The organism is Glaciimonas sp. OK215, from assembly GCF_057787885.1.
In genome coordinates this window covers 3,485,889-3,512,453 of the sequence record NZ_CM173544.1, presented here as the reverse complement: position 1 = coordinate 3,512,453, position 26,565 = coordinate 3,485,889, and the positions used below count along the sequence as shown (strand labels likewise).

The 26,565-nt window shown below is 53.4% G+C and carries 24 protein-coding genes; 15 read left to right on the top strand and 9 right to left on the bottom strand.

From position 1 onward, the window contains the following. Nucleotides 1-496 precede the first annotated feature (496 nt). The 7 genes from AC3CHX_RS16050 to ppk1 all read right to left on the bottom strand — a co-directional run bounded on the left by AC3CHX_RS16050 (nt 497) and on the right by ppk1 (nt 7,229). A complete protein-coding gene (locus AC3CHX_RS16050; RefSeq protein ID WP_488629038.1) occupies nt 497-727 on the bottom strand; it encodes a hypothetical protein in 231 nt (76 codons plus the stop codon). A 164-nt stretch (nt 728-891) separates the two neighbouring features. Then, nucleotides 892-1,584, bottom strand: coding sequence for a VIT1/CCC1 transporter family protein (locus AC3CHX_RS16045; RefSeq protein ID WP_488629037.1), 693 nt, complete (start codon nt 1,582-1,584; stop codon nt 892-894). Between the two features lie 6 nt (nt 1,585-1,590). Further along, entirely contained in the window at nt 1,591-2,241 is a 651-nt protein-coding gene (nth, locus tag AC3CHX_RS16040; RefSeq protein WP_488629036.1) for an endonuclease III, read from the bottom strand. Beyond that, nucleotides 2,238-2,975 carry an electron transport complex subunit RsxB gene (rsxB, locus tag AC3CHX_RS16035; RefSeq protein WP_488629035.1) on the bottom strand — a complete coding sequence of 246 codons (738 nt, stop codon included), beginning with the start codon at nt 2,973-2,975 and terminating at the stop codon, nt 2,238-2,240. Before rsxB ends, nth begins: the two co-directional genes overlap by 4 nt. A 104-nt stretch (nt 2,976-3,079) precedes the next feature. Further along, entirely contained in the window at nt 3,080-4,315 is a 1,236-nt protein-coding gene (locus AC3CHX_RS16030; RefSeq protein ID WP_488629034.1) for a polyhydroxyalkanoate depolymerase, read from the bottom strand. Between the two features lie 291 nt (nt 4,316-4,606). Next, the gene (locus AC3CHX_RS16025) at nt 4,607-5,065 is read right to left on the bottom strand and encodes a SixA phosphatase family protein (protein ID WP_488629033.1); all 459 of its coding nucleotides are present in this window, start codon (nt 5,063-5,065) and stop codon (nt 4,607-4,609) included. A gap of 28 nt (nt 5,066-5,093) precedes the next feature. Further along, nucleotides 5,094-7,229: a polyphosphate kinase 1 gene (gene ppk1 / locus AC3CHX_RS16020; RefSeq protein ID WP_488629032.1), complete on the bottom strand. Its 2,136-nt coding sequence runs from the start codon at nt 7,227-7,229 to the stop codon at nt 5,094-5,096. 313 nt (nt 7,230-7,542) lie between these two features. On the opposite strand from ppk1, the gene pstS reads away from it, so the two are divergent. The 8 genes from pstS to AC3CHX_RS15980 all read left to right on the top strand — a co-directional run bounded on the left by pstS (nt 7,543) and on the right by AC3CHX_RS15980 (nt 15,639). Then, nucleotides 7,543-8,586, top strand: coding sequence for a phosphate ABC transporter substrate-binding protein PstS (gene pstS / locus AC3CHX_RS16015; protein ID WP_488629031.1), 1,044 nt, complete (start codon nt 7,543-7,545; stop codon nt 8,584-8,586). A gap of 288 nt (nt 8,587-8,874) precedes the next feature. Further along, nucleotides 8,875-9,882 carry a phosphate ABC transporter permease subunit PstC gene (gene pstC / locus AC3CHX_RS16010; protein WP_488629030.1) on the top strand — a complete coding sequence of 336 codons (1,008 nt, stop codon included), beginning with the start codon at nt 8,875-8,877 and terminating at the stop codon, nt 9,880-9,882. Then, the gene (gene pstA, locus AC3CHX_RS16005; RefSeq protein ID WP_488629029.1) at nt 9,879-10,763 is read left to right on the top strand and encodes a phosphate ABC transporter permease PstA; all 885 of its coding nucleotides are present in this window, start codon (nt 9,879-9,881) and stop codon (nt 10,761-10,763) included. Before pstC ends, pstA begins: the two co-directional genes overlap by 4 nt. 84 nt (nt 10,764-10,847) lie before the next feature. Continuing rightward, complete coding sequence (pstB, locus tag AC3CHX_RS16000; RefSeq protein WP_488629028.1) at nt 10,848-11,648, top strand: phosphate ABC transporter ATP-binding protein PstB; 801 nt, start codon at nt 10,848-10,850, stop codon at nt 11,646-11,648. A 79-nt stretch (nt 11,649-11,727) separates the two neighbouring features. Beyond that, nucleotides 11,728-12,432, top strand: coding sequence for a phosphate signaling complex protein PhoU (gene phoU / locus AC3CHX_RS15995; protein WP_488629027.1), 705 nt, complete (start codon nt 11,728-11,730; stop codon nt 12,430-12,432). Nucleotides 12,433-12,467: 35 nt separating this feature from the next. Further along, nucleotides 12,468-13,157: a winged helix-turn-helix domain-containing protein gene (locus AC3CHX_RS15990; protein ID WP_488644840.1), complete on the top strand. Its 690-nt coding sequence runs from the start codon at nt 12,468-12,470 to the stop codon at nt 13,155-13,157. Nucleotides 13,158-13,200: 43 nt separating this feature from the next. Further along, nucleotides 13,201-14,517: a phosphate regulon sensor histidine kinase PhoR gene (gene phoR, locus AC3CHX_RS15985; RefSeq protein WP_488629026.1), complete on the top strand. Its 1,317-nt coding sequence runs from the start codon at nt 13,201-13,203 to the stop codon at nt 14,515-14,517. A gap of 249 nt (nt 14,518-14,766) precedes the next feature. Further along, entirely contained in the window at nt 14,767-15,639 is an 873-nt protein-coding gene (locus AC3CHX_RS15980; RefSeq protein ID WP_488629025.1) for a patatin-like phospholipase family protein, read from the top strand. 106 nt (nt 15,640-15,745) lie between these two features. On the opposite strand, the gene AC3CHX_RS15975 is transcribed toward AC3CHX_RS15980, so the two are convergent. Then, nucleotides 15,746-16,342, bottom strand: a complete 597-nt coding sequence (locus AC3CHX_RS15975; RefSeq protein WP_488629024.1) for a C40 family peptidase — start codon at nt 16,340-16,342, stop codon at nt 15,746-15,748. A 274-nt stretch (nt 16,343-16,616) separates the two neighbouring features. Here AC3CHX_RS15975 and AC3CHX_RS15970 point away from each other — a divergent pair, with 274 nt between their 5' ends. The 5 genes from AC3CHX_RS15970 (at nt 16,617) to AC3CHX_RS15950 (ending at nt 23,177) form a co-directional block, all read left to right on the top strand. Continuing rightward, nucleotides 16,617-17,024 carry a GlcG/HbpS family heme-binding protein gene (locus AC3CHX_RS15970; RefSeq protein WP_488629023.1) on the top strand — a complete coding sequence of 136 codons (408 nt, stop codon included), beginning with the start codon at nt 16,617-16,619 and terminating at the stop codon, nt 17,022-17,024. 362 nt (nt 17,025-17,386) lie between these two features. Then, the gene (gene carA, locus AC3CHX_RS15965) at nt 17,387-18,565 is read left to right on the top strand and encodes a glutamine-hydrolyzing carbamoyl-phosphate synthase small subunit (protein ID WP_488629022.1); all 1,179 of its coding nucleotides are present in this window, start codon (nt 17,387-17,389) and stop codon (nt 18,563-18,565) included. Further along, nucleotides 18,558-21,779: a carbamoyl-phosphate synthase large subunit gene (carB, locus tag AC3CHX_RS15960; protein WP_488629021.1), complete on the top strand. Its 3,222-nt coding sequence runs from the start codon at nt 18,558-18,560 to the stop codon at nt 21,777-21,779. Before carA ends, carB begins: the two co-directional genes overlap by 8 nt. 277 nt (nt 21,780-22,056) lie before the next feature. After that, nucleotides 22,057-22,533 (top strand): transcription elongation factor GreA, encoded by a 477-nt coding sequence (gene greA, locus AC3CHX_RS15955; RefSeq protein WP_488629020.1) that lies wholly within the window; start codon nt 22,057-22,059, stop codon nt 22,531-22,533. Nucleotides 22,534-22,718: 185 nt separating this feature from the next. Continuing rightward, nucleotides 22,719-23,177, top strand: coding sequence for a DUF4149 domain-containing protein (locus tag AC3CHX_RS15950; RefSeq protein WP_488629019.1), 459 nt, complete (start codon nt 22,719-22,721; stop codon nt 23,175-23,177). A gap of 118 nt (nt 23,178-23,295) precedes the next feature. Here AC3CHX_RS15950 and AC3CHX_RS15945 read toward each other — a convergent pair whose 3' ends face one another. Beyond that, on the bottom strand, nt 23,296-23,766 hold the full coding sequence (locus tag AC3CHX_RS15945) for a YhbY family RNA-binding protein (protein WP_488629018.1): 471 nt from the start codon (nt 23,764-23,766) through the stop codon (nt 23,296-23,298). Between the two features lie 36 nt (nt 23,767-23,802). Here AC3CHX_RS15945 and AC3CHX_RS15940 point away from each other — a divergent pair, with 36 nt between their 5' ends. Both AC3CHX_RS15940 and ftsH read left to right on the top strand, forming a co-directional pair. Further along, on the top strand, nt 23,803-24,447 hold the full coding sequence (locus AC3CHX_RS15940) for an RlmE family RNA methyltransferase (RefSeq protein WP_488629017.1): 645 nt from the start codon (nt 23,803-23,805) through the stop codon (nt 24,445-24,447). Between the two features lie 188 nt (nt 24,448-24,635). Then, entirely contained in the window at nt 24,636-26,522 is a 1,887-nt protein-coding gene (ftsH, locus tag AC3CHX_RS15935; RefSeq protein WP_488629016.1) for an ATP-dependent zinc metalloprotease FtsH, read from the top strand. Nucleotides 26,523-26,565 lie beyond the last annotated feature (43 nt).

The following is a 26,565-nucleotide window of genomic DNA, read 5'->3' as shown; positions in this document are numbered from 1 at the left end:
AACAAATACGACCGTGCAGACAGGCGTGAATCGCATTACTCCTGGCGGCAATGGCTGGAACAGGACAATGTACTTTTATATATAGTTCGCGCCCCTCGAAGTGTCAAGTTGCGGTTGCCGTGTGCGGGTAATCGGCAGGTCGGCAATTCATTTTGGCCTGGCACCTTGTCGCACGTAGCCCAGTGAAAAACACAGCCGCCCACTGTTAGCAGTCAACTTTCGGCTTGGTCGTCAGAGCTTTTTTTGGGTTCCTGAGTCCGGCACAACACCTTGGGGAAATTTATCCCGATATGACGTTCGAAATTAGAGAGGGCGCAAGAACCGTCGGTAGAGGAAGAGTAACTCGAATTATTGAACTTGAAGAGTCGGCAACTCGCTCTAATCAAAAGAACGCATAACGTCCGATACGAATGTCCGCTGACGAGACCTACGACCGACCGCAACGGGTTGTTAGTGGTCGATCAGGTACCCGTGGGCAAGTCCCATGTGTATCGTCTCAAATCGTGGTCTGCGGTTCAATGCCAATTCTTAACTCATTGATTGCGTTCACGCAATCTTGGGCTCCAATGGAGTGAGGCACCATGTTATTTTTGCGCAAAATTGCAGCCTCTTGTTCGCATGCTTGCTGAGCAGAACGTAATGCGGCATCCGATGCGTCTGTAAGGGAAAGTGCGCCGCGATCTTCCTTTTGGATTGAGTTGATCCATTCGTCAAATGTTATTGCCATGATGAGCTCCATGCGTCGTTATCATCGCCCGAGACGAACCATTGCGCAAACCGTTCCGATCCTTCATCGCGCATTTTCATCCGTCAGAATGGCATGGTGCCGCGGGATTGTATTCGTCCAAAATACACCTAAGTGTATGATTTATTTTGAACATGAATGCAATTCTAGCTAATGAGTTTGGCGATGCTGAAAGCGGCTGCGGCGGCCAGACTGCCGACCAGCAAAGTCTGTAAGCCGGATTTTAGCGCACCGGTGCCGGTGACGCTGCCTTTCAGGTAGCCGAATATAAATAGCGCCAGCAGCGTCACCACGGTTGATAGCGCTAGTGCGCTTTCGGTTGATGTGAGAAATATGTAGGGGCTTAGCGGAATTAGCCCGCCGACCAGATACGAGAAGGCGATGGTCAGCGCGCTTTTTCTGGCTGCGGCCGGTTGCGGCTCCTCCAGCCCAAGTTCAAAGCGCATCATGAAATCACGCCAGGCCAGCGGGTTGCGCTCCAGGCCTGCCAGCATCGGTTCGCATTCCTGCTTTGTTACGCCGTATTGCGCCATGATGTCGATCACTTCCTTGCGTTCACGATGCGGCACTGTCAAAATTTCCTGCTCTTCGCGCTGGCGCTCGGCGAAATAATGCTGGCGTTGGGTGCGTGCCGCCAGATAGCCGCCCAATCCCATGGCGATCGAGCCGGCAGCAATTTCCGCGACGCCGGCAGTGACGATGATCTGAATCGCTACGGACGCGCCGCTGATGCCTGCGGCGAGTGCAAACGGCACAGTCAGGCCGTCGGCCATGCCGATGACGATGTCGCGCATGGTGTCGCTGGCTTCGAAGTGATGTTCGGTATGCGGGGTTGGCATGAAGCGTTAGATCCCTTTTTCCGGTAGCGGCGTTTTCGATTTGTAGTCGCACAGATCCGCGATGCTGCAATTCCAGCATAAGGGCTTGCGTGCGATACACGTGTAGCGGCCATGCAGTATCAGCCAGTGATGCGCGTCAAGCCGAAATTCTGCCGGCACCAGTTTCATCAGCTTGTGCTCGACCACATTGACGTCTTTGCCGGGGGCGATACCGGTGCGGTTTGAGACCCGGAAAATATGGGTGTCGACGGCGATGGTCGGTTCGCCGAATGCGGTGTTGAGTACGACGTTGGCAGTCTTGCGACCGACTCCGGGGAGCGCTTCCAGCGCTTCGCGTGTACGCGGGACTTCGCCGCCGTGCAGCGCCATCAGAAGGCGACACGTTTCGATGGTGTTCTTGGCTTTGGTTCGATATAAGCCGATGGTTTGGATGTATGGGATCAGGCCATCGACGCCGAGCGCCAGGATTTTTTCTGGCGTATTGGCGACCGGATACAACTTGCGCGTGGCTTTGTTGACCGACACATCGGTAGCTTGCGCCGACAGCAGTACCGCGATCAGCAATTCAAATGGTGAGCTGTACTCCAATTCGGTAGTCGGGTGCGGCATGGTAGTGCGTAGACGGGTGAATATTTCGCGGCGTTTCTCTGCATTCATTGCTCGTCCTTGCGTTGCTTGGCGCGCTGGTCTTGTTCAGCTTGTTGTTCTTTTTTTAGTCGAGCACGCTCGATGGCGGCTTGAATAATGGCTTTTTTGCGGGCCTGTTCGGTGTGTTGCTCCGGACTGGCGGCTGCTTCTGCCGCGATAACTCTTAATTTTTCCGCTGCCTTGGCGGCCAGGCGGTCGTCATTTTCCTGTTTTTCCCGTTTCAAACGGAAGATTCTCCAATCGTGACGTTCGCGCGCATCGTCGGCCTGTTGCTGTGTCCAGGCGTCCCAACCGGTCTTGCTTTGGGTGACGTCGACCATCGTGATGCAGTCGACCGGGCAGGGGGCGACACACAGATCGCAACCGGTGCACAAGTCGCTGATAACAGTATGCATTTGCTTGGCAGCACCGATGATGGCGTCCACCGGACAGGCTTGAATGCATAAGGTACAGCCGATACAGACAGCTTCATCGATGACAGCGCGCGGACGGGGGCGCTCCAGGCCATTGACCGGATTGAGTGGGATCACCGGCGCACCCAACAGTTGTGCCAAGCGAGCCACGCCTTGCTGGCCACCGGGCGGGCATTGATTGTAATTCGCGCTACCGTCGGCAATTGCCTCTGCATAGGGGCGACAGGCGGGATAACCACATTTGGTGCATTGCGTTTGCGGCAGCAGCGCTTCAATACGGTCGGGGAGTGAGAGGGCGGTTTGGTTGGACACGGCAGATGATGATGACATAATTGTCTATTATCCGAGTAAATCAGCGGTGCGCCAAATGGAAAAAGCCGCTCTGTATGAAAGAGCGGCTTGTAAACTGCGCAGCGAGGCTCAGATCGGCGTTGTCAGGCGTTGGCCTTGATGAATTCCGTGATCTTCGGTGCAATCAGCTCACGCCAGCGACGTCCCGAGAAAATCCCGTAATGGCCGCATTTCTCGGCAGTGAAGTGCTGCTTCTTGGCTTTAGGGATAGAAGAGCACAAATCGTGCGCGACCTTGGTTTGACCAGGTCCGGAGATGTCATCGAGTTCACCTTCAATCGTAAACAGGGCAACGTTCTTGATGTCTTGTGGCCGGACCAGCTTACCTTCGATTTCCCAAGTGCCTAACGGCAGGCTGAAATCCTGGAACACAGTTCGGATGGTTTCCAGATAGTAATCGACCGGCATATCCAGTACCGCATTGTATTCGTCGTAGAACTTGCGATGATTCTCCGCCGACTCGTTGTCACCTTCGCGCAAGTGCATGTAAAAGTCCCAGTGACTTTGCGCATGGCGATTCGGATTCATCGAGACAAAACCGGCGTGTTGCAGAAAGCCCGGATACACCTTGCGACCGGCACCGGGGTAATTCGCGGGAACGGTATAGATGACGGTATTTTCAAACCAGCTAAACGGCTTTTCGGTTGCCAGGTCGTTAACTTCCGTCGGCGAGATCCGCGCATCGATCGGGCCGCCCATCATGGTCATGGTCTTTGGCAGTCTGGGGTCGTTTTCGGTCGCCATCAGCGAGATAGCGGCCAGTACCGGTACGGTCGGCTGACACACTGAAATGACATGCAGATCGGGCCCTAGCAGACGTATGAAATCCTGGACGTAATAGATGTAGTCGTGCAAATGGAAGGCGCCGTCGGCTGCCGGCACCATGCGTGCATCGGTCCAGTCGGTGATGTACACATCATGTTCCGGGAGCAGGCCCCGCACGGTATCGCGTAGCAGGGTGGAGTGGTGACCGGAGAGTGGTGCGACCAGCAGGACCGTTGGTTGTTTTAGTGCCGTGCTCTCTTTGTTGCTTAAATTCTTCTTGAAATGCAGCAGACGACAGAACGGTTTCGTCATCTCGACTTCTTCAACGATGCCCACTTCCATACCGCCGACCAGGGCAGTGTCGATGTCAAAGCGTGGCTTTTCGTAATCTTTGCCCAGTCGAAACATCAGTTCGTAGCCGGCGGCAATACGCTGCGCGAACGGGGCATGGGCGAGCGGCGAGACCGGATTGGTAAACAACTTGGCGCTTGTTTCTGCGAATTGCACCAGAGGTGTAAGTAAGGAACGGCTGAATTCGTGCAAGTGATAAAGCATACAAACCTCTTGGGTGACTCTTTGCCGAGAATACGGAAAATTGCTATGCTGCAATGCAACAAGCGCACTATTCTAACTTAACTTATGTAAATAAATATTGAAATTTAAGTACTTGCAATAGGACGCGCATCTGTTTGTTGCCCCGATTCAACGGATTACACAAGCATCGGTTATATTTTGTGACGTCATAGTGTACCGAAGAAATGATCGGATGGACGTGTGCTGTTGTATTGTTGGTTAGGTTAATAATAGTATTAAAACAAGTATTTTCAAGAAAGGCAGGATACTGGGTTACTTGACTACCAAATCGGGTGACATTACCGCTTTCAGATAGTTGGTCGTGATATCGCCACGCTCACGTTGAGCGATCCACCATGCACTGCCTTTACGAATTGACCACTCTTGTCTTTCTCCGGCGATAAGCATGGCCGCTACCTGGCCCAAGGTAGGTTGATGGCCGATGATGAGGACAGGTTCGCGCGAATCCGGCCAGTTGGCGGCTGCCAATAGCTGTTGTGGCGTGCAGTCCGGGGCCAGGCCGGCGTGAATCTTGAACTTGCGGCCAAGTGCTTCCGCGGTCTGGACCGCGCGTACGGCGGGGCTGCTGAGGATCTTGCAGGTATTGGGCAAATTACGGTCCAGCCAGTCGGCCATTTTCCAGGCTTGCTTGTGGCCTTTGCCGGTCAACGCGCGGCCTTCATCAGGCTCTCCTACCCCGGCCTCTGCGTGTCGCCACAGTATCAGTTCCATGATGCTTTCCTTCAGTACGAAAAGTTTGTTAGTTGGTCTCTGGCGCAGCGCCTAGCAGTGACATCAGGTGTTGCTGCGCACTAAACGCTGCCTGCCGCGGTCCCGGTTTGCGTTTGCTCCAAGTGCCGTCAGACGACAGTTCCCACGCATTGATATTGTCTTTCAGATAGGGGGTCAAGCCTTCGCTAATGACGCGTTTTTTCAGTGTTTTGTCCAATACCGGAAAGGCCACTTCGATGCGTCTGAACAGATTGCGATTCATCCAGTCGGCACTGGCGAGATAGACATCGTGCTGCAAGTTATTGCGGAAGTAGTAGATGCGCGTATGTTCGAGAAAGCGGCCGATAATCGAGCGCACGGTGATGTTTTCCGACAATCCGGGTACGCCCGGACGCAAAGCACAGGCGCCGCGAATGATCAGTTCGATTTTCACGCCCTCGGCCGAGGCGGCATACAGCGCTTTAATCACTGATTCATCCAGCAGCGCGTTCATTTTGGCGACAATCCGCGCGGGCCGGCCTTGGCGGGCGATTTCTGCCTCATTCCGAATCGCCCGGATGAGTTCTTTTTGCAGTGCAAACGGTGCCAGCCAAAGGTAATCCAGCTTTTTCGGCTTGGTCAGACTGGTCAGGTGCATGAATACTTCGTTGACCTCCATTGCCAGCTTTTGATTGGAGGTTAACAGCCCGAAGTCCGTGTACATTTTGGTGGTATTAGGGTGATAGTTGCCGGTGCCGAGATGTGCGTAATAACACAACTCGCCGGTGCCATCTTTGGCGAGTTCGCGGCGAATGACGAGTGCAAGTTTTGCATGCGTTTTAAGGCCTACCACGCCGTATACCACTTGTGCGCCCGCCCGCTCCAGCCGGTCGGCCCAATTGATGTTGGCTTCTTCGTCAAAGCGTGCCATCAATTCAACAACGACAGTGACTTCCTTGCCGAGCTTGGCGGCCATGATTAACGATTCAATCAGGTCGGAATTCATGCCGGCGCGGTAAATCGTCTGCCTGATGGCGACCACTAGCGGATCATTTGCAGCGCTGCGGATAAAATCGATGACCGGCTGGAATGACTGGAACGGATGGTGTAGCAAGACATCTTTTTTCTTCAATAAGGTAAAGATGTCCTCGGACGTCAGGTATGACGGCTGGCCCGGCGCAAAGGGCGGGAAGCGCAAACCCGGGAGGGTGATCTGATCGATCATCTCCGACAGCCGCACCAGATTGACCGGGCCATCGACGGCGTACAAGCGATTCGGTGCGATCGAAAACTGACTCAGTAAAAACTGCGAAAGATGGGGAGGGCAGTTTTGCGCCACTTCAAGCCGGACCGCCACCCCGAACTGGCGGCTTTGCAGTTCGCTTTGCAGTGCCTGGCGCAGATTTTTAACTTCCTCTTCATCGACCCACAAATCACTATTGCGCGTTACCCGGAATTGATAATACGACAGAATTTCGCGTCCGCTGAACAGGTCATTGATATGCGCATGGATGATGGAGGATAGCAGGCAGAATGAAATGCCGTTTGGCGATAATACGTCGGGCAATCTAATGACCCGTGGCAATACCCGCGGTGCCTTGATGATGGCAATCGTGGTATCGCGCCCGAACGCGTCTTTTCCCGCCATTTCAACAATGAAATTCAGACTTTTGTTGAGAACCTGTGGAAATGGATGAGCAGGATCAAGGCCGATCGGTGTCAGCAACGGCCGGATTTCCTGCTCAAAGAAAGATTTCACCCAGGCGCGCTGGGCTTCGTTGCGGTCGTTGTGACGCAGCAGATGGAGCCCGTTTGCAGACAGTTGCGGCAGCACCTCCTTATTCAGAATCGCGTACTGACGGGCGACGATTTGATGACATTCTGTACTGGTGAGCTTGAATGCCTCGGTCAGCGCCGGTGGATCGACGGCATCGCTATCGCCGTCTTTGCGACCACTCGCCAGCAAGCTTGCGATACGCACTTCAAAAAATTCATCCAGATTGTTGCTGACGATACACAGGTAGCGCAACCGTTCGAGCAGTGGTATGTGGCGTTGCTCGGCTTGCGCCAGCACGCGCCGGTTAAACGCCAGCAGCGATAGCTCGCGATTCAGAAAGGCGGGATTACTGTCGAGATTTACTTTTGATCTTCCTGTAAGTTCGTCTGACTTGGCTTTTTTTATCATGAATCTAACGACTAGTCTGAAGAGTTTTGGGCGGAGTGTATGCAGCGAATATGACAGCTTGATGACAAGAGTGGAAGCTATTTGCCGCTATTCCGATACAAATTGGCAATTTTTGTTGCGCTGCACTTTGTGTCATAAAGCTGTCATAAATGTTGGATAGAGTTCGCCCTGTCTTGGAGGCTGTTGTGAAATTGAAGCGCTTAAAAGCACGCTGAGTACGCTAGGTTTTTTTATTTCACAACAGTCTCTTGGTAGGCATCTCAATTCTGATTTTAAGTCCGGTTATTAATTCTAGTGATTAAGGGAGCAACGAATGCGACTCAATAAACTCTTTACATCCGTAGTCTTGGCGTTAGGTGCAACGCTCGCGGTTTCATCGGTAATGGCAGCGGAAATCACCGGCGCCGGCGCTTCGTTTCCATATCCAATTTATGCTAAATGGGCCGAGGCTTACAAAGCCGCAACTGGAAATAGCCTGAACTACCAATCCATCGGGTCCGGTGGCGGCATCAAGCAGATCAAAGCCAAGACTGTCGATTTCGGCGCATCGGACATGCCATTGAAGGCAGAAGAACTGAACGCCGATAGCCTGATGCAATTCCCCGCAATCATGGGCGGTGTTGTGCCGGTAGTGAATCTGGACGGTATCGCTCCAGGCCAGCTGAAACTGACCGGCGCGGTGTTGGCAGATATCTATTTGGGCAAAGTCACCAAATGGAATTCGCCAGAAATTACTGCACTGAATCCTGGCGTGAAGCTGCCTGACAGCGACATCACAGTCGTGTACCGCGCTGACGGTTCCGGTACTTCATTCGTGTTCACCAGCTATTTGTCGAAAACCAGCCCGGGCTTCAAGAGCGGCGTTGGCGCCGGCACTGCGGTCAAGTGGCCGGTCGGTGTAGGCGGCAAGGGTAACGAAGGCGTTGCCGCCAACGTGCAAAAAATCAAGGGTGCGATTGGCTATGTTGAATACGCTTACGCCAAGAAGAACAAGCTGCAACATACGCAGTTGAAGAATCGTGATGGCGCCTTCGTGCAACCGGATGACGAAACGTTCAAAGCTGCAGCGGCTGGCGCTGACTGGGCCAAGACACCTGGCTTCGCAGTTGATTTCACCGACGCGGGCGGTAAACAAAGCTGGCCTATCACCAGCGCTTCTTTCATCTTGCTGCACAAGTCGCAAGCGGATGCAGCCAAGGGCAAGGAAGTCCTGAAGTTCTTTGATTGGGCTTACAAAAATGGCGGCGCAGCGGCCACTGAACTTGACTATGTCGCGCTCCCTGCACCAGTGGTCAAGCTGGTGACAGAAGCCTGGAAGGTACAAGTTAAAGACAGTGCAGGCAAGCCGGTCTGGTAATCAATGTTGGCTATTGGTGTCAGCAATAAGTTACTGCAGAAAAATTGAAGCAAGATGCTGGCAGGTCGTCAATCCAGATGGCCTGCCGGTAGTAATAAAATCGCAAAATTATCAGTATTAATTTGGTTGGACTGGCTACTTGGGCAGCAAGCTCGTCGCCCAATTGATCACACCCATCCCTGTATTGCCGCGGGTTAGCCGAGCAGATGCTTCAGACCCTGGGCTTTTCGACCGACACGGCACACTCTTCATCGGATATCGCAACTCATGAGTGCAAATATTCCCGTTATGGCACAACCAATATCACTCCAGGCCAAAAGCGCTGAACAGGCCGGTTTGTCGCAGCAGGCATTGCTTGCCACCATGCGCAAACAACGCATCCAGGATTTCTTCTTCCACAAAGTCACGATGCTGTTTTCGCTGCTGGTGCTGCTGGTGCTGATGGGAATTATCGTCTCGCTGGCGATCGGCGCATGGCCGGTATTCCGCGAATTCGGACCGTCGTTCATCACTCGAATCGAGTGGGATCCGGTCAACGAGCAGTACGGCGCAATGGTGGCGATTGTCGGTACGTTGGTGACATCCTTTATCGCGCTGGTGATTGCGTTCCCGATCAGCTTCGGCATAGCCCTGTTTTTGACCGAAATTTGCCCGGCAAAATTACGCCAGCCGTTAGGCACCGCGGTCGAGCTGCTGGCCGGCGTGCCCAGCATTATTTACGGTATCTGGGGCTTGTTCGTCTTTGCGCCGCTGTTTGCCGAATACGTCCAGCCGCTATTAGGCGAGACCTTGGGCCACATACCTGGCATTGGCATCCTGTTCTCCGGGCCGCGGATGGGAATCGGTATCTTGACCGCGGGACTGATTTTGGCAGTCATGATCATTCCCTTTATTGCTTCAGTGATGCGCGATGTCTTTGAGGTAGTACCGGCAGTGTTAAAAGAATCGGCGTACGGCCTCGGTTGCACGCGCTGGGAAGTCGTCCGCAAAGTGGTGCTGCCATACGCCAAGACCGGTGTGGTTGGCGGTGTCATGCTGGGTCTCGGTCGTGCCTTGGGCGAAACCATGGCGGTGACTTTCGTTATCGGTAATTCGCACCGCTTGTCGTGGTCGCTATTCGGTGCCGGTAACAGTATCGCATCGACGCTGGCAAATGAGATCGCCGAAGCTTCTTCAACACTGCATGTATCGGCCTTGTTCGCCCTCGGTCTTATCCTGTTTGTCATTACTTTCCTGGTACTGTCCGCCGCTAAGTTGATGTTGATGGGAATGTCCCGCAAAGAAGGTGTCAAATGAGCGCACAAATACAGACCTTTCCAGCGAATCCAGCCGCCAACAAGGTGTATCGCAAGCGCGTCCTGATCCACAAAATCGGCATGATGCTGTCGTTTCTGGCGATGGCGTTCGGGCTGCTGGTGTTGCTGTGGATTTTGGCAACCCTGGTGGTCAAGGGAGTGGGTGCGATGAATCTGGGTTTGCTAACGCAAAACACGCCGTCGCCCGGTGCTGAAGGCGGCGGCTTGCTGAATCCGATTATCGGTAGCTTGATGCTGGTTGGCCTGGCGACGCTGATCAGTACGCCCATCGGGATTCTGGCCGGGATTTATCTGGCTGAATACGGCGAAGAAAGCAAACTGGCGCAAGTGACGCGTTTCGTCACCGACATCATGTTGTCGGCACCATCGATCGTCATTGGTTTGTTTGTGTACGCGATTTATGTCGCTAAAATCGGCCATTTTTCGGGCTGGGCCGGTACTTTTGCGCTATCGCTGATTGCCGTGCCGGTGGTGGTGCGGACCACTGACAATATGCTCAAGCTGGTGCCCGGCAGTTTGCGTGAAGCGGCGTTTGCGCTGGGCGCACCACGCTGGAAAGTGGCGTTGACGGTCCGTCTGCGTGCGGTCAAGGCCGGTGTGGTGACTGGTGTGTTGCTGGCCGTCGCACGTATCGCTGGCGAAACCGCGCCATTGCTGTTTACAGCGCTGAACAATCAATTTTTCAGTACCAACATGAATAAGCCGATCGCCAACCTGCCAGGCGTGATTAATCAGTTTGCCAATAGCCCGTACGACAATTGGGTGGCGCTGGCCTGGGCCGGTGCGTTACTGATTACCTTGGGCGTACTGATCCTGAACATACTCGCACGTACCTTGTTCAGCCAGAAAATCCCTGGTTGATGCGCGTAGCGGAGACGAACAACCAGGACGCTTGATGCAGACGAACATCTGGACCATTAACTGAATTCAATGACTGCGATTGCCATGACTACTCATCAAATACTGCAAAGCACGGATTACAGCGCTCATAAAAAGCCGACCATAGAAATTTCCAAGTTAAATTTTTTCTACGGACATTTTCAAGGATTGAAAGACATCAATCTTCATATCAATGAAAAGAAGGTGACGGCATTTATCGGGCCGTCCGGTTGCGGTAAGTCGACCCTGTTGCGTACGCTAAACCGGATGTACGATCTGTACCCGGGCCAGCGCGCTGAAGGCAAGATTGTGTATGCCGGTCGGAATATCCTGGAACCGGGCCAGGATCTGAACATGTTGCGCGCCAAGGTTGGCATGGTGTTCCAAAAGCCAACGCCGTTTCCGATGTCGATATACGACAACATCGCGTTTGGTATCCGTCTTTACGAAAATTTGCCGAAAGGCGAAATGGATGAACGCGTTGAATGGGCGCTGACCAAGGCTGCACTCTGGGGCGAGGTCAAGGACAAGCTGAACAAGAGCGGTTTGAGTTTGTCCGGCGGTCAGCAGCAGCGGCTGTGTATCGCGCGTAGTGTCGCGGTACGTCCGGACGTACTTTTATTGGATGAGCCTACTTCGGCGCTGGATCCTATTTCGACCGCCAAGGTGGAAGAGCTGATCACGGAACTCAAGCAGGATTACACCATCGCCATCGTTACCCACAACATGCAGCAGGCCGCGCGTTGTTCAGATTTCACGGCCTATATGTACCTCGGCGAGCTGGTGGAGTTTGGTCAGACGGATCAGATATTCATGAATCCTGCACGCAAGGAAACGCAGGATTATATTACCGGCCGCTTCGGTTAATTTGTCGCTGCCAACCGGCTTTCAACAAGCCGTTTTTAACCAATATATTGAACCGCATAGAACCGTAAGGAATAACCAGATGACAGGCGAACACTCTTCAAAGCAATACGATTCAGACCTGGAAACCATCCGCTCCAAAGTATTGTTGATGGGCGGCTTGGTCGAGCGCCAATTTCAGGAGGCGATGAACGTCTACCGTACCGGCAATATCGCAGCCGGCGAGCGCGTCATCAAGGATGACGATGAAGTCAATTTGCTGGAAGTCGAACTGGATAATGCCTGTAGTCATCTGATCGTGCGTCGGCAGCCTACCGCCAACGACTTGCGCACCGTGATGGCGACCATCAAGGTGATTACCGATCTGGAACGGGTCGGCGATGAAGCGGCCAAGATCGCACGCACTGCCATTCATTTGCACAAGCGTGGCATTGGCAGCGTCGATCATATCGAAACCGTGCGGGTGATTGCCAGCGCCGCGGCCGATCTGTTGCACGACGCACTGGATGCGCTGGCGCGGCTGGACGAAAAGCAGGCGCTCAAACTGATTTCACATGATGCGATTATTGACCGCGATTTCCGCTCCATCATGCGTAATGTGATTACCTATATGATGGAAGATCCGCGCACGATTTCTGCTTTGATGGATACGTTATGGGTCGCCAAGGCGATCGAGCGCATCGGTGACCATGCCAAAAATATCGCTGAATACGTGATCTACATCGTCGAAGGTAAAGACATTCGACACACCGATTATGCGGCGACTCACCTTGGACCGGGCGCTTGATATGCGGCCTGTGTCATCTGACGTAACACATGCCTATGCTTTCCGATAAAACTTCAATTCTGATTATCGAGGACGAGCCATCGATTGCCGAGCTGATCGAATATACGATGGCGGAGGCCGGTTGGAACCCCGCGGTGGTGCACACCGCGGCTGATGGCTGGGACGCCATTCAGCGTCGCATGCCGCATCTGGTGTTGCTGGACTGGATGCTGCCGGACCAGAGCGGACTCAGGTTGTTGTCGCGTTTACGTGCGGAGCGGCAATTGCAGTCGATGCTGGTGATGATGCTGACGGCAAAAAGCATGGAAGAGGACAAGATATCCGGTTTGGATAATGGCGCTGACGACTATATGACCAAGCCGTTTTCGCCACGTGAACTGACTTCACGCGTCAAAGCGTTGTTGCGTCGCAAGAATCCGGACCAGATGCCGGGAGTCATGTCGGCCGGTAGAATTCAGCTTGATCCGGCGAGTTGTTCAGTGTCGTTGGATGAGCAGAAAATCGATATCGGTCATGCCGAATATCGCCTGCTAAAGTTTTTTATGGCAAATCCGGACCGTGTTTTTTCACGCAGCCAGTTGCTCGACAAAGTCTGGGGCGACCACGTTGTCATCGAAGAGCGTACAGTCGACGTCCATGTGTTGCGTCTGCGCAAGGCCCTGCGCGAAGCCGAACATTTGATCCGCACCGTGCGTAGTGTAGGCTACATGCTATCGACCAAATAGACGCTTTTGTGAAAAGTGCAGGCTCTTCTCTGAAGAATTACTTATGAATCCACAGATGTTGTTTTGGATACCGGCAGCAATACGGATGCTGCTGATTTTTGCCATCTCGGCCGTGGTATGGTTTTTTTTCGGAGCGATTCCCGGTTTGCTGCTGAGCTTGGCGACGATGGTCGCGATAGTTGTATTGCAGCTGCATTATCTATTCCGCTTAAGCGGCTGGCTGGACAATCCGCGTAGCGAAAAGCTGCCGGACGGATGGGGTGCATGGACTGACATTTTTTCGCGCTTGTATCGGCTGCGACGTGACGATGAAAAAAATCAGGCGGAGCTCTCCGAATGGCTGGCGCGTTTTCGTCAGGCCATGCATCTGCTGCCGGACGGTGTCGTCATCATGGACGATGTGCTGTTCCTGGAATGGTGCAATCCGGCCGCCGAGCGTCATCTGGGCCTGCAGCACGGCCGCGACAAGGGTATGCGCGTCACCAATTTGATTCGCAATCCGGACTTCATCGATTACATTATTCTCGGCCGTTATGACCAGCCGTTGATGTTGACATTGCGCGATCGCAAGCTGGTCGTACAAATTATTCCGTTTGAAAACCGCCGGCAAATTCTGGTGACGCATGATGCGACCGAGTCGGAACGCATCGATATGATGCGACGCGATTTTATCGCCAACGCATCGCATGAGCTACGCACGCCATTAACGGTGATTAACGGCTTTCTGGAGATTGCCCAGGCCCATCCGCATCTCGATCCAAAGGTGCGCGCCGGTCATCTGAAGATGATGACCGAACAGGGGCAGCGCATGCAAAACCTGATTGGCGACATGCTGACGCTGACGCGGCTGGAATCGATCGATTGCCCGATGCGTCCCGAGCGGGTGAATATCCAAGCCATGCTGAAGAATATTTTGCAAGAAGTTGAAGTCCTGTCGGCTGGTCAGCATAGTTTTTCCTTGCGCATAGAGGGCCCCGATATTAATGGAAGCCCCGAGGAATTGCGTAGTGCGTTCAATAATCTGGTTTCCAATGCGGTGCGGTATACCCCGGCTGGCGGAAAAATAGATTTACTTTGGCAAAACACCATAGCCGGTCCACAGCTGGTGGTACGCGACACCGGTATCGGCTTTAGTTCGGAGCATATTTCACGTCTGACCGAACGCTTCTACCGGGTCGATAAAAGCCGTTCCCGCGAAACGCAGGGAACCGGCCTGGGCCTTGCCATTGTCAAGCACGTCTTGCTGCGTCACGGGGGTTCGCTGGGGATCGAGTCGCGCCAGGAAAAAGGCAGTGTGTTCACCGCGCGGCTTCCCGCATCCATTGTGGCGGACTGCAAAGTTGAATCAAGCACTGTTTGAGATGTTGCTTGCACAACGCTTGCTATTGATTGCTTAGCCGGCTTTGCGAGCGTCGTGCCGGCTCTCGATCCGGTGGCCGACGGGGCAGCACCACATCGGCTACAATTCTGCAGTTCCCATTCTTCCCCTGAGCGCGCTGAACTGCCGGGCATCTGATGTAGAATCCCTCGCTCTCATCGCGTTTCTTATTCAATGAATCCAATCTCATCACTGCGTTGCCTGCGGTCAATACGTTCGCCGCTTGTTATTTTGCTTACCTTGTCTCTGGTCACCGCCTGTAAGACCATTGCGCCGCCGATTGTTGCGCCGGTGGCCCAGAAGGAGGCGCCTCGTCACATCAAAATTGGTTTGGCGCTGGGCGGCGGGGCTGCCCGTGGCTTTGCTCACATTGGCGTGATCAAGGCGTTGGAAGCGCAGGGTATCGTGCCCGATATTGTGGTGGGCACCAGCGCCGGCAGCGTCGTCGGCGCGTTGTATGCGGCAGGCAATAATGGTTTCGCGCTGCAAAAGATGGCGCTGAAAATGGATGAGACGGCATTCTCGGACTGGTCGATACCGTTGTTTGCGAAGGTGAGTGGTGTGCTGAAAGGCGTGGGTCTCCAGAACTACGTGAATCAGGCGGTCGGCAATGTGCCCATCGAGAAACTGAAAATGCCGTTTGGCGCGGTGGCGACCGATCTGAATTCCGGTCAGCCGATTCTGTTTCGTCGTGGCAATACCGGACTGGCGGTACGTGCATCGTCAGCGGTGCCGGGCGTATTTCAGGCTGTGAAAATAGGTAGTCATCAATATGTCGATGGCGGCCTGGTGGCGCCGGTACCGGTGCGCTATGCCAAGGAAATGGGGGCTGATTTCGTGATCGCCGTGAATATATCTGCCGCACCTGAGGCGCAGGCTGCATCCAGTTCGGTGGATGTACTGCTCCAGACCTTCGCCATCATGGGGCAAAGCATTAACATCAAAGACCTGAAAGAAGCCGATATCGTGATTCGTCCTAGTCTTGACGCGATGAAGGGTAACGATTTTAATGGGCGCAACACGGCGATTCTGGCCGGTGAGCAGGCGACGATGGCGGAGATGGCGCAAATCAAAAAGAAGTTGCAAGAGAAGCGCGAGGAATGATGCGCGCGCTGCCGAAGATGCAATCCGCAGCTTCGGCCGGGGTTTTCCAATAAAAAAGCCGCATGTTCCGCATGCGGCTTTTTGACAGGGGCTCGGTTACCGCTACTTACTGCTGAGGCGCCGTGAGGCTGTTAACCGTCGCCGGATCAAGATCGCTGATGCGGCGAGCACCATTGAAGCGATCTTTCCAATATGCGATGTCCATGCTTTCAACGCGTACCGAGGCACCTGTACGTGGTGCGTGGATGAACTTGTTGTTGCCTAAATAGATACCGACATGAGAGAAGCTGCGGCGCAAAGTGTTATAAAACACCAGATCTCCCGGCTTCAAGTCCTGCTGGTCGACTTTCTCGCCCTCACGGCTCAGTTCCGCTGAGGTGCGTGGCAATTCGATACCTAGCGCTTCCTTGAACACATAGCGAACCAGGCCGCTGCAATCAAGACCGGTTTGCGGTGAGCTGCCGCCATATTTGTAGTGGATGCCGATCAGGCCAATGGCACTTTGCGCCAGATCCGATGCGCGCTCGGTGAATTGCTCTGTGAATTGTTGAAATTGTTGAAATTTGCTGCGAGGAGGAGGGGGCGCATTATACAGATCGGTAATATCAGTTCCCCATGCCGGGCTGGCCAGCCAGCAACTGGCGAGCATGGCACACGTCAGCGCTAAGACATGAAAAAATGGGGAGGCTGCTTTGATCGTCATCGTAATTGGGGCTCGGGTCGATATGACCGCATGAATGTAAGTGAATAACCGTCCCTTGTCAAACCAGGGGCTTAATGCAAGGCGCATTACAAGATGGCAAATTCGGTGGAAAGTTCCAAAAAAAGCAAAAATTAGCTGAATTATTTATATCGATTCAAAAATGCATGTCGTATGTCAATACTTGTATGTCAATTCTTGCGCTAATCAATTTGGCAGGGATGTATATTCCTGCTTCACTCAAGTACAATAATTCCCCTTATCACAAGGAGCAATAATGAAATCGAAACAAGTGTTGACACTCGACGACGTAAAAAAAATCGCAAGCGCAGCGGAAGCGGAAGCCCTGGCGAATAAATGGGCGGTGACGATTACCATCGTTGATGACGGCGGCCACCTGCTGTGGTTGCAGCGTCTGGACGGTGCCGCACCGATTTCTGCGCATATCGCTCCGGCCAAGGCCAAAACTGCCGCGTTGGGTCAGCGCGAGTCAAAGATTTATGAAGATATGATCAACAATGGTCGCTTCTCTTTCATTACCGCCCCTAACCTGGAGGGTTTGCTCGAGGGTGGCGTGCCAATCGTGGTCAATGGCGAGTATCTCGGTGCGGTCGGCGTGTCTGGCGTCAAATCTTCGGAAGATGTGCAAATTGCCAGGGCTGGTATTGCCGCGTTATCTGCCTAACGTTCAGCGCGACGCTGGGCTGGCAATCGGTTGGCGCTGGCTAAGGCGACTAGCCTTGATTGGTAGAAAGCTGCGGGGGCTGGTTGTCGTGGCTCATGAACTGGGTTTTGTCGATGCCGCCTCTGAATTGGCCGATAACCAGTATTTCTTCAGAAAGACCCTGGTCAGAGCCAGATTGGATTGTCGGTAAGGTGGTTTTGCACTATAATCGCAGGGTTTAGCCCAATTTACTCCGCCGTAGCGCTTACCACTTCCATTTCGTCCCAAAAAGACTATTAATACCTCCAAATTCTTTTTCTTTGGGGGTTTCATAGCGGTCGTTTGGCGCAGCGCAGCGGCGGTAACAACATCAGGAGTTACCTTTGCCGCCATTTTTTTCTGGCCATGCTGTTCCGGCCATCCTCGCGCTAGCAGATGGGTCAATTTTTCAAGGTTTTTCGATTGGTGCTGTCGGCCATACGACCGGCGAAGTGGTATTCAATACCGCCATGACCGGTTACCAGGAAATTCTCACAGATCCCAGCTATAGCCGTCAAATTGTCACTCTGACTTATCCGCACATCGGCAATACCGGCGTTAATCCGGAAGATATCGAATCTTCCCGGGTGCACGCTGCAGGCCTGATCATTCGCGATCTGCCACGGCTGATTTCGAATTTCCGTTCCAGCCAAACGCTTGAGTCTTATCTGCAAGATGCGAATATCGTCGCTATTGCCGGTATCGACACGCGCAAACTGACACGCATTTTGCGTGAAAAAGGCGCGCAAAGCGGCGCCATCGTGACTGGCGAGGCAGATATTGCCGCCGCCACCGCCAAGGCGCTGGATCTGGCGCGCAGCTTCCCGGGATTGGCGGGTATGGATTTGGCTAAAGTAGTCTCCACTACCAAGGCGTATAGCTGGAGCGAGACGGAATGGCGTCTGGGCCGAGGCTACGATCAGCAAATTACCCCTAAGTACCATGTGGTCGCGTTTGACTATGGTGTCAAGTTCAATATCCTGCGCATGTTGGCCGAGCGTGGCTGCAAAATCACCGTCTTGCCAGCGCAAGCGACAGCTGCCGAAGCTTTGGCGCTGAATCCGGACGGAATATTCCTGTCGAACGGCCCTGGCGATCCAGAACCGTGCGATTACGCGATTGCTGCTACCAAAGAATTGATCGAACGCGGTATTCCTACTTTTGGTATTTGTCTCGGACATCAAATCATGGCGCTGGCATCTGGTGCCAAGACCCTGAAGATGAGTTTCGGCCATCACGGCGCGAACCATCCGGTGCAGGATCTCGATACCAAACAAGTCATGATCACATCGCAGAATCACGGTTTTGCGGTTGATTCGGCAACCTTGCCGGCCAACTGCCGCGTGACACATGTCTCGCTGTTCGATGGTTCATTGCAAGGTTTTGCCCGTACCGATAAGCCGGCGTTTTGCTTCCAGGGGCATCCGGAAGCATCGCCCGGCCCGAATGATATCGCCCCTTTGTTTGATCGCTTTATTCAACTTATGAGTCATGCGATGCTGGAGAAAAATAAAAATGCCTAAGCGTACCGACATTAAAAGCATCCTGATCATAGGCGCTGGTCCGATCATCATCGGCCAGGCCTGCGAGTTCGATTATTCCGGCGCACAAGCTTGCAAGGCATTGCGTGAAGAGGGCTACAAAGTCATTCTGGTCAACAGCAATCCGGCGACCATCATGACCGATCCGGAGATGGCCGATGTGACCTACATCGAGCCGATTACCTGGCAAGTGGTGGAGCGCATCATCGCCAAGGAAAAGCCGGATGCGATTCTGCCGACCATGGGTGGCCAGACTGCCCTGAATTGCGCACTTGATTTGCATCACCACGGCATCCTGACCAAGTACAACGTTGAATTGATCGGCGCGTCGCCAGAAGCAATCGACAAGGCGGAAGACCGTTCCAAATTCAAGGCTGCGATGACCAAGATTGGTCTTGGCTCGGCGCGTTCCGGCGTTGCACACACCTTGGATGAGTCGTGGGCTGTGCAAAAAGAACTCGGCTTCCCGGTCATCATTCGCCCATCGTTTACGATGGGCGGCACCGGTGGCGGCATTGCTTACAACGCTGAAGAATTCGAAGCGATTTGCAAGCGCGGTCTGGAAGCGTCGCCAACCAAAGAACTGCTGATTGAAGAATCGCTGATCGGTTGGAAAGAGTACGAGATGGAAGTCGTGCGCGACAAAACGGACAACTGCATCATCGTCTGCTCGATCGAAAATCTGGATCCGATGGGCGTGCATACCGGTGACTCGATCACGGTTGCGCCCGCACAGACGCTGACCGACAAAGAATATCAAATCATGCGCAACGCCTCGCTGGCGGTATTGCGCGAGATTGGTGTCGATACCGGCGGCTCCAACGTGCAGTTTTCAGTCAATCCGGCTGATGGCCGCATGATCGTCATCGAAATGAATCCACGCGTTTCGCGTTCGTCCGCTCTGGCATCGAAAGCAACCGGTTTTCCGATTGCCAAGATCGCGGCAAAACTTGCGGTCGGTTTTACGCTGGACGAGCTGCGCAATGAAATCACCGGCGGTGCAACACCTGCATCGTTTGAGCCGTCGATCGATTACGTGGTGACCAAGATTCCTCGTTTCGCATTCGAAAAATTCCCTGCCGCCGACGATCATCTGACCACGCAAATGAAGTCGGTTGGCGAAGTGATGGCGATTGGCCGCACCTTCCAGGAGTCGTTCCAAAAAGCCTTGCGCGGACTTGAAGTCGGCGTCGATGGCATGAATGAAAAAACCCAGGATCGCGAAGTTATCGAAGAAGAGCTCGGGGAGCCTGGCCCGGATCGCATCTGGTATGTCGGTGATGCTTTCGCGCAAGGTTTCACGCTGGAAGAAGTGCACCAACTGACGCATATCGATCCATGGTTCCTGTCCCAAATCAAGGAAATTGTCGATACGGAATTGTGGCTGGAAGCGACGCAAACACTGGATGGGCTGGATCGCGATACGCTGTTCAAGCTGAAGCAGCAGGGATTTGCCGATCGCCGCCTGGCCAAGTTGCTGAAAGTCACTGATACAGCAGTCCGTGCCAAGCGCCACGCGCTGAATATCCGCCCGGTCTACAAGCGGGTCGATACCTGCGCAGGTGAATTCTCGACGAATACGGCTTACATGTATTCGACCTACGAGGAAGAGTGCGAATCGAATCCAACCGACAAAAAGAAAATCATGGTGCTCGGCGGCGGCCCAAATCGTATCGGCCAGGGTATCGAATTCGACTACTGCTGCGTTCACGCGGCACTCGCGCTGCGCGAAGACGGTTACGAGACCATCATGGTCAACTGTAATCCGGAAACCGTATCGACCGATTACGACACTTCTGACCGTTTGTACTTTGAGTCGCTGACGCTGGAAGATGTGCTGGAAATCGTCGACAAGGAAAAGCCATACGGCGTGATCGTTCAATACGGCGGTCAGACGCCGTTGAAGCTGGCGCTGGATCTGGAAGCGAACGGCGTGCCTATCGTAGGTACCTCGCCAGACATGATCGATGCTGCGGAAGATCGTGAACGTTTCCAAAAACTGTTGCAAGATCTGAATCTGCGTCAACCGCCAAACCGGACTGCGCGTACCGAAGCAGACGCGCTGCGTCTGGCGCAGGAAATCGGTTATCCGCTGGTGGTTCGTCCGTCGTATGTGCTCGGTGGCCGCGCTATGGAAATCGTCCACGAACAACGTGATCTTGAGCGCTACATGCGTGAAGCGGTCAAGGTGTCGCACGATTCGCCGGTGTTACTGGATCGCTTCCTGAATGATGCGATTGAAGTCGATGTGGATTGTTTATCCGACGGCGAGCGCACCTTCATTGGCGGCGTCATGGAGCATATCGAGCAAGCTGGTGTCCATTCGGGTGACTCCGCTTGTTCGTTGCCGCCATATTCGTTGGCGCAGGAAACCATTGACGAGTTGAAGCGTCAGACTGCGTTGATGGCCAAGGGCCTGAATGTGGTCGGCCTGATGAACGTGCAGTTTGCGATTCAACAGGTCGAGGGCAAGGATGTGGTGTATGTGCTGGAAGTGAATCCACGTGCATCGCGTACGGTGCCATTCGTTTCGAAGGCAACCGGTTTGCAATTGGCCAAGATCGCAGCACGCTGCATGGTAGGTCAATCGCTGGATAGCCAGGGGATCAAGGAAGAGGTCGTGCCGAAGTATTTCAGCGTCAAGGAAGCGGTGTTTCCGTTCGTTAAGTTCCCGGGTGTGGATACCATTCTCGGACCGGAAATGAAATCAACCGGTGAAGTGATGGGCGTCGGCAAAACTTTCGGTGAAGCGTTCGTTAAATCGCAACTTGGTGCCGGTATCAAGCTGCCGACTTCGGGCCAGGTGTTCCTGAGTGTCAAAGCCAGCGACAAGCCACGCGCGGTCAAGGTTGCCAGGGATCTGGTGGCGATAGGCTTCTCGGTAGTGGCGACCAAGGGCACGGCTGCCGCGATCCATGCTGCCGGGATTCCGGTGAAAACCGTCAACAAGGTGGTTGAAGGCCGTCCGCACGTCGTCGATATGATCAAGAACAATGAAATTGCATTGGTGATCAATACCGTCGAAGAAAAGCGTAGTGCAATTGTCGATTCGCGTGCAATCAGGACTTCGGCGTTGCAGGCGCGGGCGACTACCTACACTACGATTGCAGGTGCTGAAGCTGCGGTTGAGGGGATGCGTCATCTGGACGAGTTGCATGTCTACGATTTACAAGGCTTGCATAAAACCTTACACTGACCGATACCTGCAATTCATCGCCATAGACGTCCCAGCGGAGGTCACAGACAGTGCCGAAATCCGGTTCCGTTTGTGGCCTCCGCGGCCTTTTATTGTGTCGTGGCAAAGACTTCTGGTGAAAGTGTTCTGGCAGATCCATGCCAGCGAAAAATGTAGCAACCAAGGTTAGTGAAATAACGCCAGTGAATTCAGCCGGGAGAGTGGCAACCGTCATGGTGCACATGCCCGGTAATTCGCCGAATTGACAAACTGTATTTAGATTTTGAATAATATTCCTATGAGCTCAGTACCTCTTACCAAGTTTGGCGCCGAATTGTTGAAAGACGAACTGGTACGCCTGAAAACCAAAGAACGCCCATCCGTTATCAATGCGATTGCAGAGGCACGTGCGCACGGCGATCTGTCGGAAAATGCTGATTACGACGCAGCTAAGGAACGCCAGGGTTTTATTGAGGGTCGCATTGCAGATCTGGAAGGCAAGCTGGGAGCGGCGCAAATTATCGATCCGACTGCGCTGGATGCTGATGGTCGCGTGGTGTTTGCCGCTACCGTTGACCTGGAAGATCTGGAGACGGGTGAGAAGGTCACTTATCAAATCGTCGGCATGGACGAAGCCGATATCAAGCTCTCAAAAGTCTCGGTAACATCGCCGATTGCGCGTGCGCTGATTGGTAAAAGCGCCGGTGAAGTGGTGGGTGTGCAGGCGCCGTCCGGCATCCGCGAGTACGAGATTCTTGAAGTACGTTATATCTAAGAACCTGGCCGATCATCTCTTGCTGACCGAGTCCGTACCGACCTCCGTAAATGGGTTCGTGCGTTGCAGCATGTAGCCCGTGGCCGCGCTGATAACTAAGTCAGTTTTGGCTGGGGCGACAAGATTCAGGCAGCTTGTAACTTCCAATTGAAATTCGCTCAACAATTCCCGTTTCAGGAGTCACGATGATAGTAGTGCGTGCAAGATTGTTGATTGCCACCTTGTGGGTAGGTAGTTTGTGGACTCTTGGTTATCTGGTTGCGCCGACCTTGTTTGCAACTTTGCCTGATCGGATCCTGGCAGGAACGATTGCCGGAAGTCTATTCAGGGTAGAGGCCTGGCTGGCGCTTGCCTGCGGCTTGTTGCTGACGCTGCTGTTTGGCTTTCGCACAGCCGACGACAATGCGCCGTTACGCAAGACTTTGTTGCGGCTGACACTGGTGATGCTGCTATGTACGCTGATCGGTTATTTTGGTATCCAGCCGATCATGGCGTCGTTACGCGAGGCAGCGGGGGCAGGCGGTGTGATGAGTTCCGCTGTAAAGACCCAATTCGGGATATTGCATGGTGTTGCTAGCGGGATTTACCTGATTCAGAGCCTGTTGGGCGTTGGCCTGATTTTGAAGTTGCGCACACTGCGCTAGCGCAGCGCAATGGATGTAACGGCAGGGGAGTAGGCCATTAGCGGCCTTTACACTAGCTACTTCGCGTAAAATGCGCATACTCCCCTGATGCCATAAGTACGGTGCGCCTGATGCAGATTTATTGGCCTAGTGCAGATTTCTTGTGGCTCTTCTGACGTGGTTTTGAACGCTTGATGTTACCGCCGGCGGTTACGCGTTCATTGCCTTTCACCATCACCTTGGTAACCGATGGCCGTTTGGTGCCACTTGGACTTGGTTTGACGATGGTTACTTCACGCATACCTTTGCCGCGTGTTTCAGTGCGTGCCTTGGCAGCGTCTTTTTGCGGACGATACAGTATCAGGAGTTTACCGATGTGTTGTACCGGCGCGGCACCGAGTTTGTCGCAAATGGTTTCGTAGATTGCAATCCGCGCTTCGCGATCGTCGCCAAATACGCGCACTTTGATCAGTCCATGAGAATTCAGGCTGTTATCAATTTCCTTTAGCAGCGACGGCTTTAAGCCTTCTTCGCTGATCAGGACCACTGGACTAAGTGCGTGGGCTTCGGAGCGGAGTTCGCTGCGCTCGGCGGGTGTGAGTTTCAACATAAATAAAAAATTCCTTAAAAACGGTATTCTACGCGAATGGCAAAGAAGAAATTAAACAAAAACTGGCTGCACGATCACATTAATGACCCATATGTGAAGCAGGCACAGAAAGATGGCTATCGCGCTCGCGCTGCTTACAAGCTGAAAGAAATCGACGAAGTTGACAAGCTGATTAAACCAGGCCAGATTATTGTCGACCTCGGATCGACGCCCGGAAGCTGGTCGCAATACGCGCGCAACAAGTTGGCCGGACAAGAAGGTGGCGGCATTCACGGCATGATTATTGGCCTGGATATATTGCCGATGGAGCCGATTGCCGACGTGCATTTCATTCAGGGTGATTTTCGCGAGCAGGAAAGTTTGTCTCAGCTCGAGCGTCTTTTGGCCGGTCGCAAGGTGGATCTGGTGTTGTCTGACATGGCGCCGAATCTCTCGGGTATTGCGATTGCCGATGCGGCACGCGTTGAGGAAATTATTGATTTGGCAATTGAGTTTGCGCAAAATCATATGAAACCATCCGGCGTATTATTAGCCAAATGCTTCAATGGCAGGGGCTATAACGAGGTGTTGAGCAAGTTTCGGCTGGCATTTGAGGCCGTGGCCTCCAGAAAACCGAAAGCCAGCCGTGATAAATCGTCGGAAATATTTTTATTGGGACGGAATTTAAAGAATTCGCAATAAATTTGGGTGTTAATAAAGTTATTGTGAATTTATCCTTGATTTTTCACGGGTGTGGCCGCATCTCCAACCTAGTAACCACTGGTTATTCCGAGTAAAATCGAGGTTCCACCCGAAAGCAACAAAGCAATAGTGCAGGGCTACACCGAAGCACCACGTATACCGGCGCGTAGCGCGCCCAAGGAGTTCTAGTGAACAACATGTTTTCCAAAGCCGCCATCTGGGTGGTCATTGCCCTGGTGCTTTTCACCGTATTTAAACAGTTCGATACTAAAGGACTGGCCACCGGTGCGGCACCGATTGCGTATTCGGACTTCATTAGCGAGGTCAAAGCCGGGCACATCGCTGATGCGGTTATTGAGGATCGTAGTATTATTGCTAACACTTCGGATGGTAAAAAAGTCAAGACTACTGCCACCTTCCTGGATCGTGGCCTAGTCGGCGACCTGCTGAACAACGGCGTCAAATTCGACGTCAAGCAACCGGAAGAACCATCGTTCCTGTCGCAGGTATTTATTTCCTGGTTCCCGATGATTTTGTTGCTAGGTGTCTGGATATTCTTCATGCGTCAAATGCAGGGTGGCGGCAAGGGTGGCGCTTTCTCGTTCGGCAAGTCAAAAGCACGGATGATGGATGAAACCACAAACACCGTGACTTTTGCCGACGTCGCCGGCTGCGATGAGGCTAAGGACGAAGTGTCGGAAATCGTCGATTTCCTGCGTGATCCGACCAGGTTTCAAAAATTGGGCGGCCGTATTCCGCACGGGGTGTTGATGGTGGGCCCTCCGGGTACCGGTAAAACATTGTTGGCGCGTGCGATTGCAGGTGAAGCCAAGGTGCCGTTCTTTACCATTTCCGGTTCCGATTTTGTTGAAATGTTTGTTGGTGTCGGCGCATCACGCGTGCGCGACATGTTCGAAAATGCCAAGAAGCACTCTCCTTGCATTATCTTTATCGATGAAATCGATGCGGTCGGTCGTCACCGTGGTGCCGGTATGGGCGGCGGTAATGATGAACGTGAGCAGACGTTGAATCAACTGCTGGTTGAGATGGATGGCTTCGAGGCGAACTCTGGCGTCATCGTGATTGCTGCTACCAATCGTGCTGATGTGCTCGATAAGGCGCTGTTGCGTCCAGGTCGTTTCGACCGCCAGGTAGTGGTCGGCTTGCCGGATATTCGTGGTCGCGAGCAAATCCTGAATGTGCATATGCGCAAGGTGCCTATTTCAACCGACGTCAAGGCAGATATCCTGGCGCGCGGCACACCTGGCTTCTCGGGTGCGGACTTGGCCAATCTGGTCAACGAAGCTGCATTGTTTGCGGCGCGTCGTACCAAACGTCTGGTAGAGATGCAGGATTTTGAGGATGCCAAGGATAAGATTGTCATGGGTCCGGAACGCAAGTCTGCGGTGATGCGTGAAGAAGAACGTCGCAATACCGCTTACCATGAGTCGGGCCACGCCGTGGTCGCCAAGTTGCTGCCAAAAGCTGATCCAGTCCATAAAGTCACCATCATGCCACGTGGATTTGCGCTCGGGTTGACCTGGCAGTTGCCGGAGCATGATCGTGTCAATATGTACAAAGACAAGATGCTGGAAGAGATCGCGATCCTGTTTGGTGGTCGCATTTCTGAAGAGATTTTCATGCATCAGATGTCGACTGGCGCGTCCAACGACTTTGAGCGTGCCACCAAGCTGGCGCGTGCGATGGTGACGCGTTACGGCATGTCTGAAACGCTCGGTACCATGGTGTACGAGGATACCGAGCAGGATGCTTACTTTGGCCGTATGGCTTCCAAGACCGTCTCGGAAGCGACTCAGCAAAAAGTTGACGCGGAAATCCGCAGCATTCTGGATCAGCAATATGCGTTGTCACGTAGATTGCTGGAAGAAAATCGCGAAAAGGTTGAGGCTATGGCTAAAGCGTTGCTGGACTGGGAAACCATTGATGCCGATCAGATTAACGACATCATGGATGGACTCGAGCCACGTTTGCCGAAATACGGTGTTCCGGCCAAGAAAGCGCCAACAGATAATTCTTCCGGTGGCGTTTCTCCAACTGCGACCGCGCCGGCCTGATCGTTCGGCTGGCGAAAGATGACGTAATCAAATTAAGGGTGAG

Coding starts and splice junctions, on each gene's coding strand:
- AC3CHX_RS15940 (WP_488629017.1), top strand. CDS start 23,803: ATGGCAAAGAAGAAATTAAACAAAAACTGGCTGCACGATCACATTAAT.
- greA (WP_488629020.1), top strand. CDS start 22,057: ATGAGCTCAGTACCTCTTACCAAGTTTGGCGCCGAATTGTTGAAAGAC.
- AC3CHX_RS15990 (WP_488644840.1), top strand. CDS start 12,468: ATGCTTTCCGATAAAACTTCAATTCTGATTATCGAGGACGAGCCATCG.
- AC3CHX_RS16050 (WP_488629038.1), bottom strand. CDS start 727: ATGGCAATAACATTTGACGAATGGATCAACTCAATCCAAAAGGAAGAT.
- pstA (WP_488629029.1), top strand. CDS start 9,879: ATGAGCGCACAAATACAGACCTTTCCAGCGAATCCAGCCGCCAACAAG.
- AC3CHX_RS16030 (WP_488629034.1), bottom strand. CDS start 4,315: ATGCTTTATCACTTGCACGAATTCAGCCGTTCCTTACTTACACCTCTG.
- pstC (WP_488629030.1), top strand. CDS start 8,875: ATGGCACAACCAATATCACTCCAGGCCAAAAGCGCTGAACAGGCCGGT.
- AC3CHX_RS15970 (WP_488629023.1), top strand. CDS start 16,617: ATGAAATCGAAACAAGTGTTGACACTCGACGACGTAAAAAAAATCGCA.
- AC3CHX_RS15950 (WP_488629019.1), top strand. CDS start 22,719: ATGATAGTAGTGCGTGCAAGATTGTTGATTGCCACCTTGTGGGTAGGT.
- carB (WP_488629021.1), top strand. CDS start 18,558: ATGCCTAAGCGTACCGACATTAAAAGCATCCTGATCATAGGCGCTGGT.
- pstS (WP_488629031.1), top strand. CDS start 7,543: ATGCGACTCAATAAACTCTTTACATCCGTAGTCTTGGCGTTAGGTGCA.
- nth (WP_488629036.1), bottom strand. CDS start 2,241: ATGAATGCAGAGAAACGCCGCGAAATATTCACCCGTCTACGCACTACC.
- pstB (WP_488629028.1), top strand. CDS start 10,848: ATGACTACTCATCAAATACTGCAAAGCACGGATTACAGCGCTCATAAA.
- AC3CHX_RS16025 (WP_488629033.1), bottom strand. CDS start 5,065: ATGGAACTGATACTGTGGCGACACGCAGAGGCCGGGGTAGGAGAGCCT.
- AC3CHX_RS16045 (WP_488629037.1), bottom strand. CDS start 1,584: ATGCCAACCCCGCATACCGAACATCACTTCGAAGCCAGCGACACCATG.
- rsxB (WP_488629035.1), bottom strand. CDS start 2,975: ATGTCATCATCATCTGCCGTGTCCAACCAAACCGCCCTCTCACTCCCC.
- phoR (WP_488629026.1), top strand. CDS start 13,201: ATGAATCCACAGATGTTGTTTTGGATACCGGCAGCAATACGGATGCTG.
- AC3CHX_RS15975 (WP_488629024.1), bottom strand. CDS start 16,342: ATGACGATCAAAGCAGCCTCCCCATTTTTTCATGTCTTAGCGCTGACG.
- phoU (WP_488629027.1), top strand. CDS start 11,728: ATGACAGGCGAACACTCTTCAAAGCAATACGATTCAGACCTGGAAACC.
- AC3CHX_RS15945 (WP_488629018.1), bottom strand. CDS start 23,766: ATGTTGAAACTCACACCCGCCGAGCGCAGCGAACTCCGCTCCGAAGCC.
- ppk1 (WP_488629032.1), bottom strand. CDS start 7,229: ATGATAAAAAAAGCCAAGTCAGACGAACTTACAGGAAGATCAAAAGTA.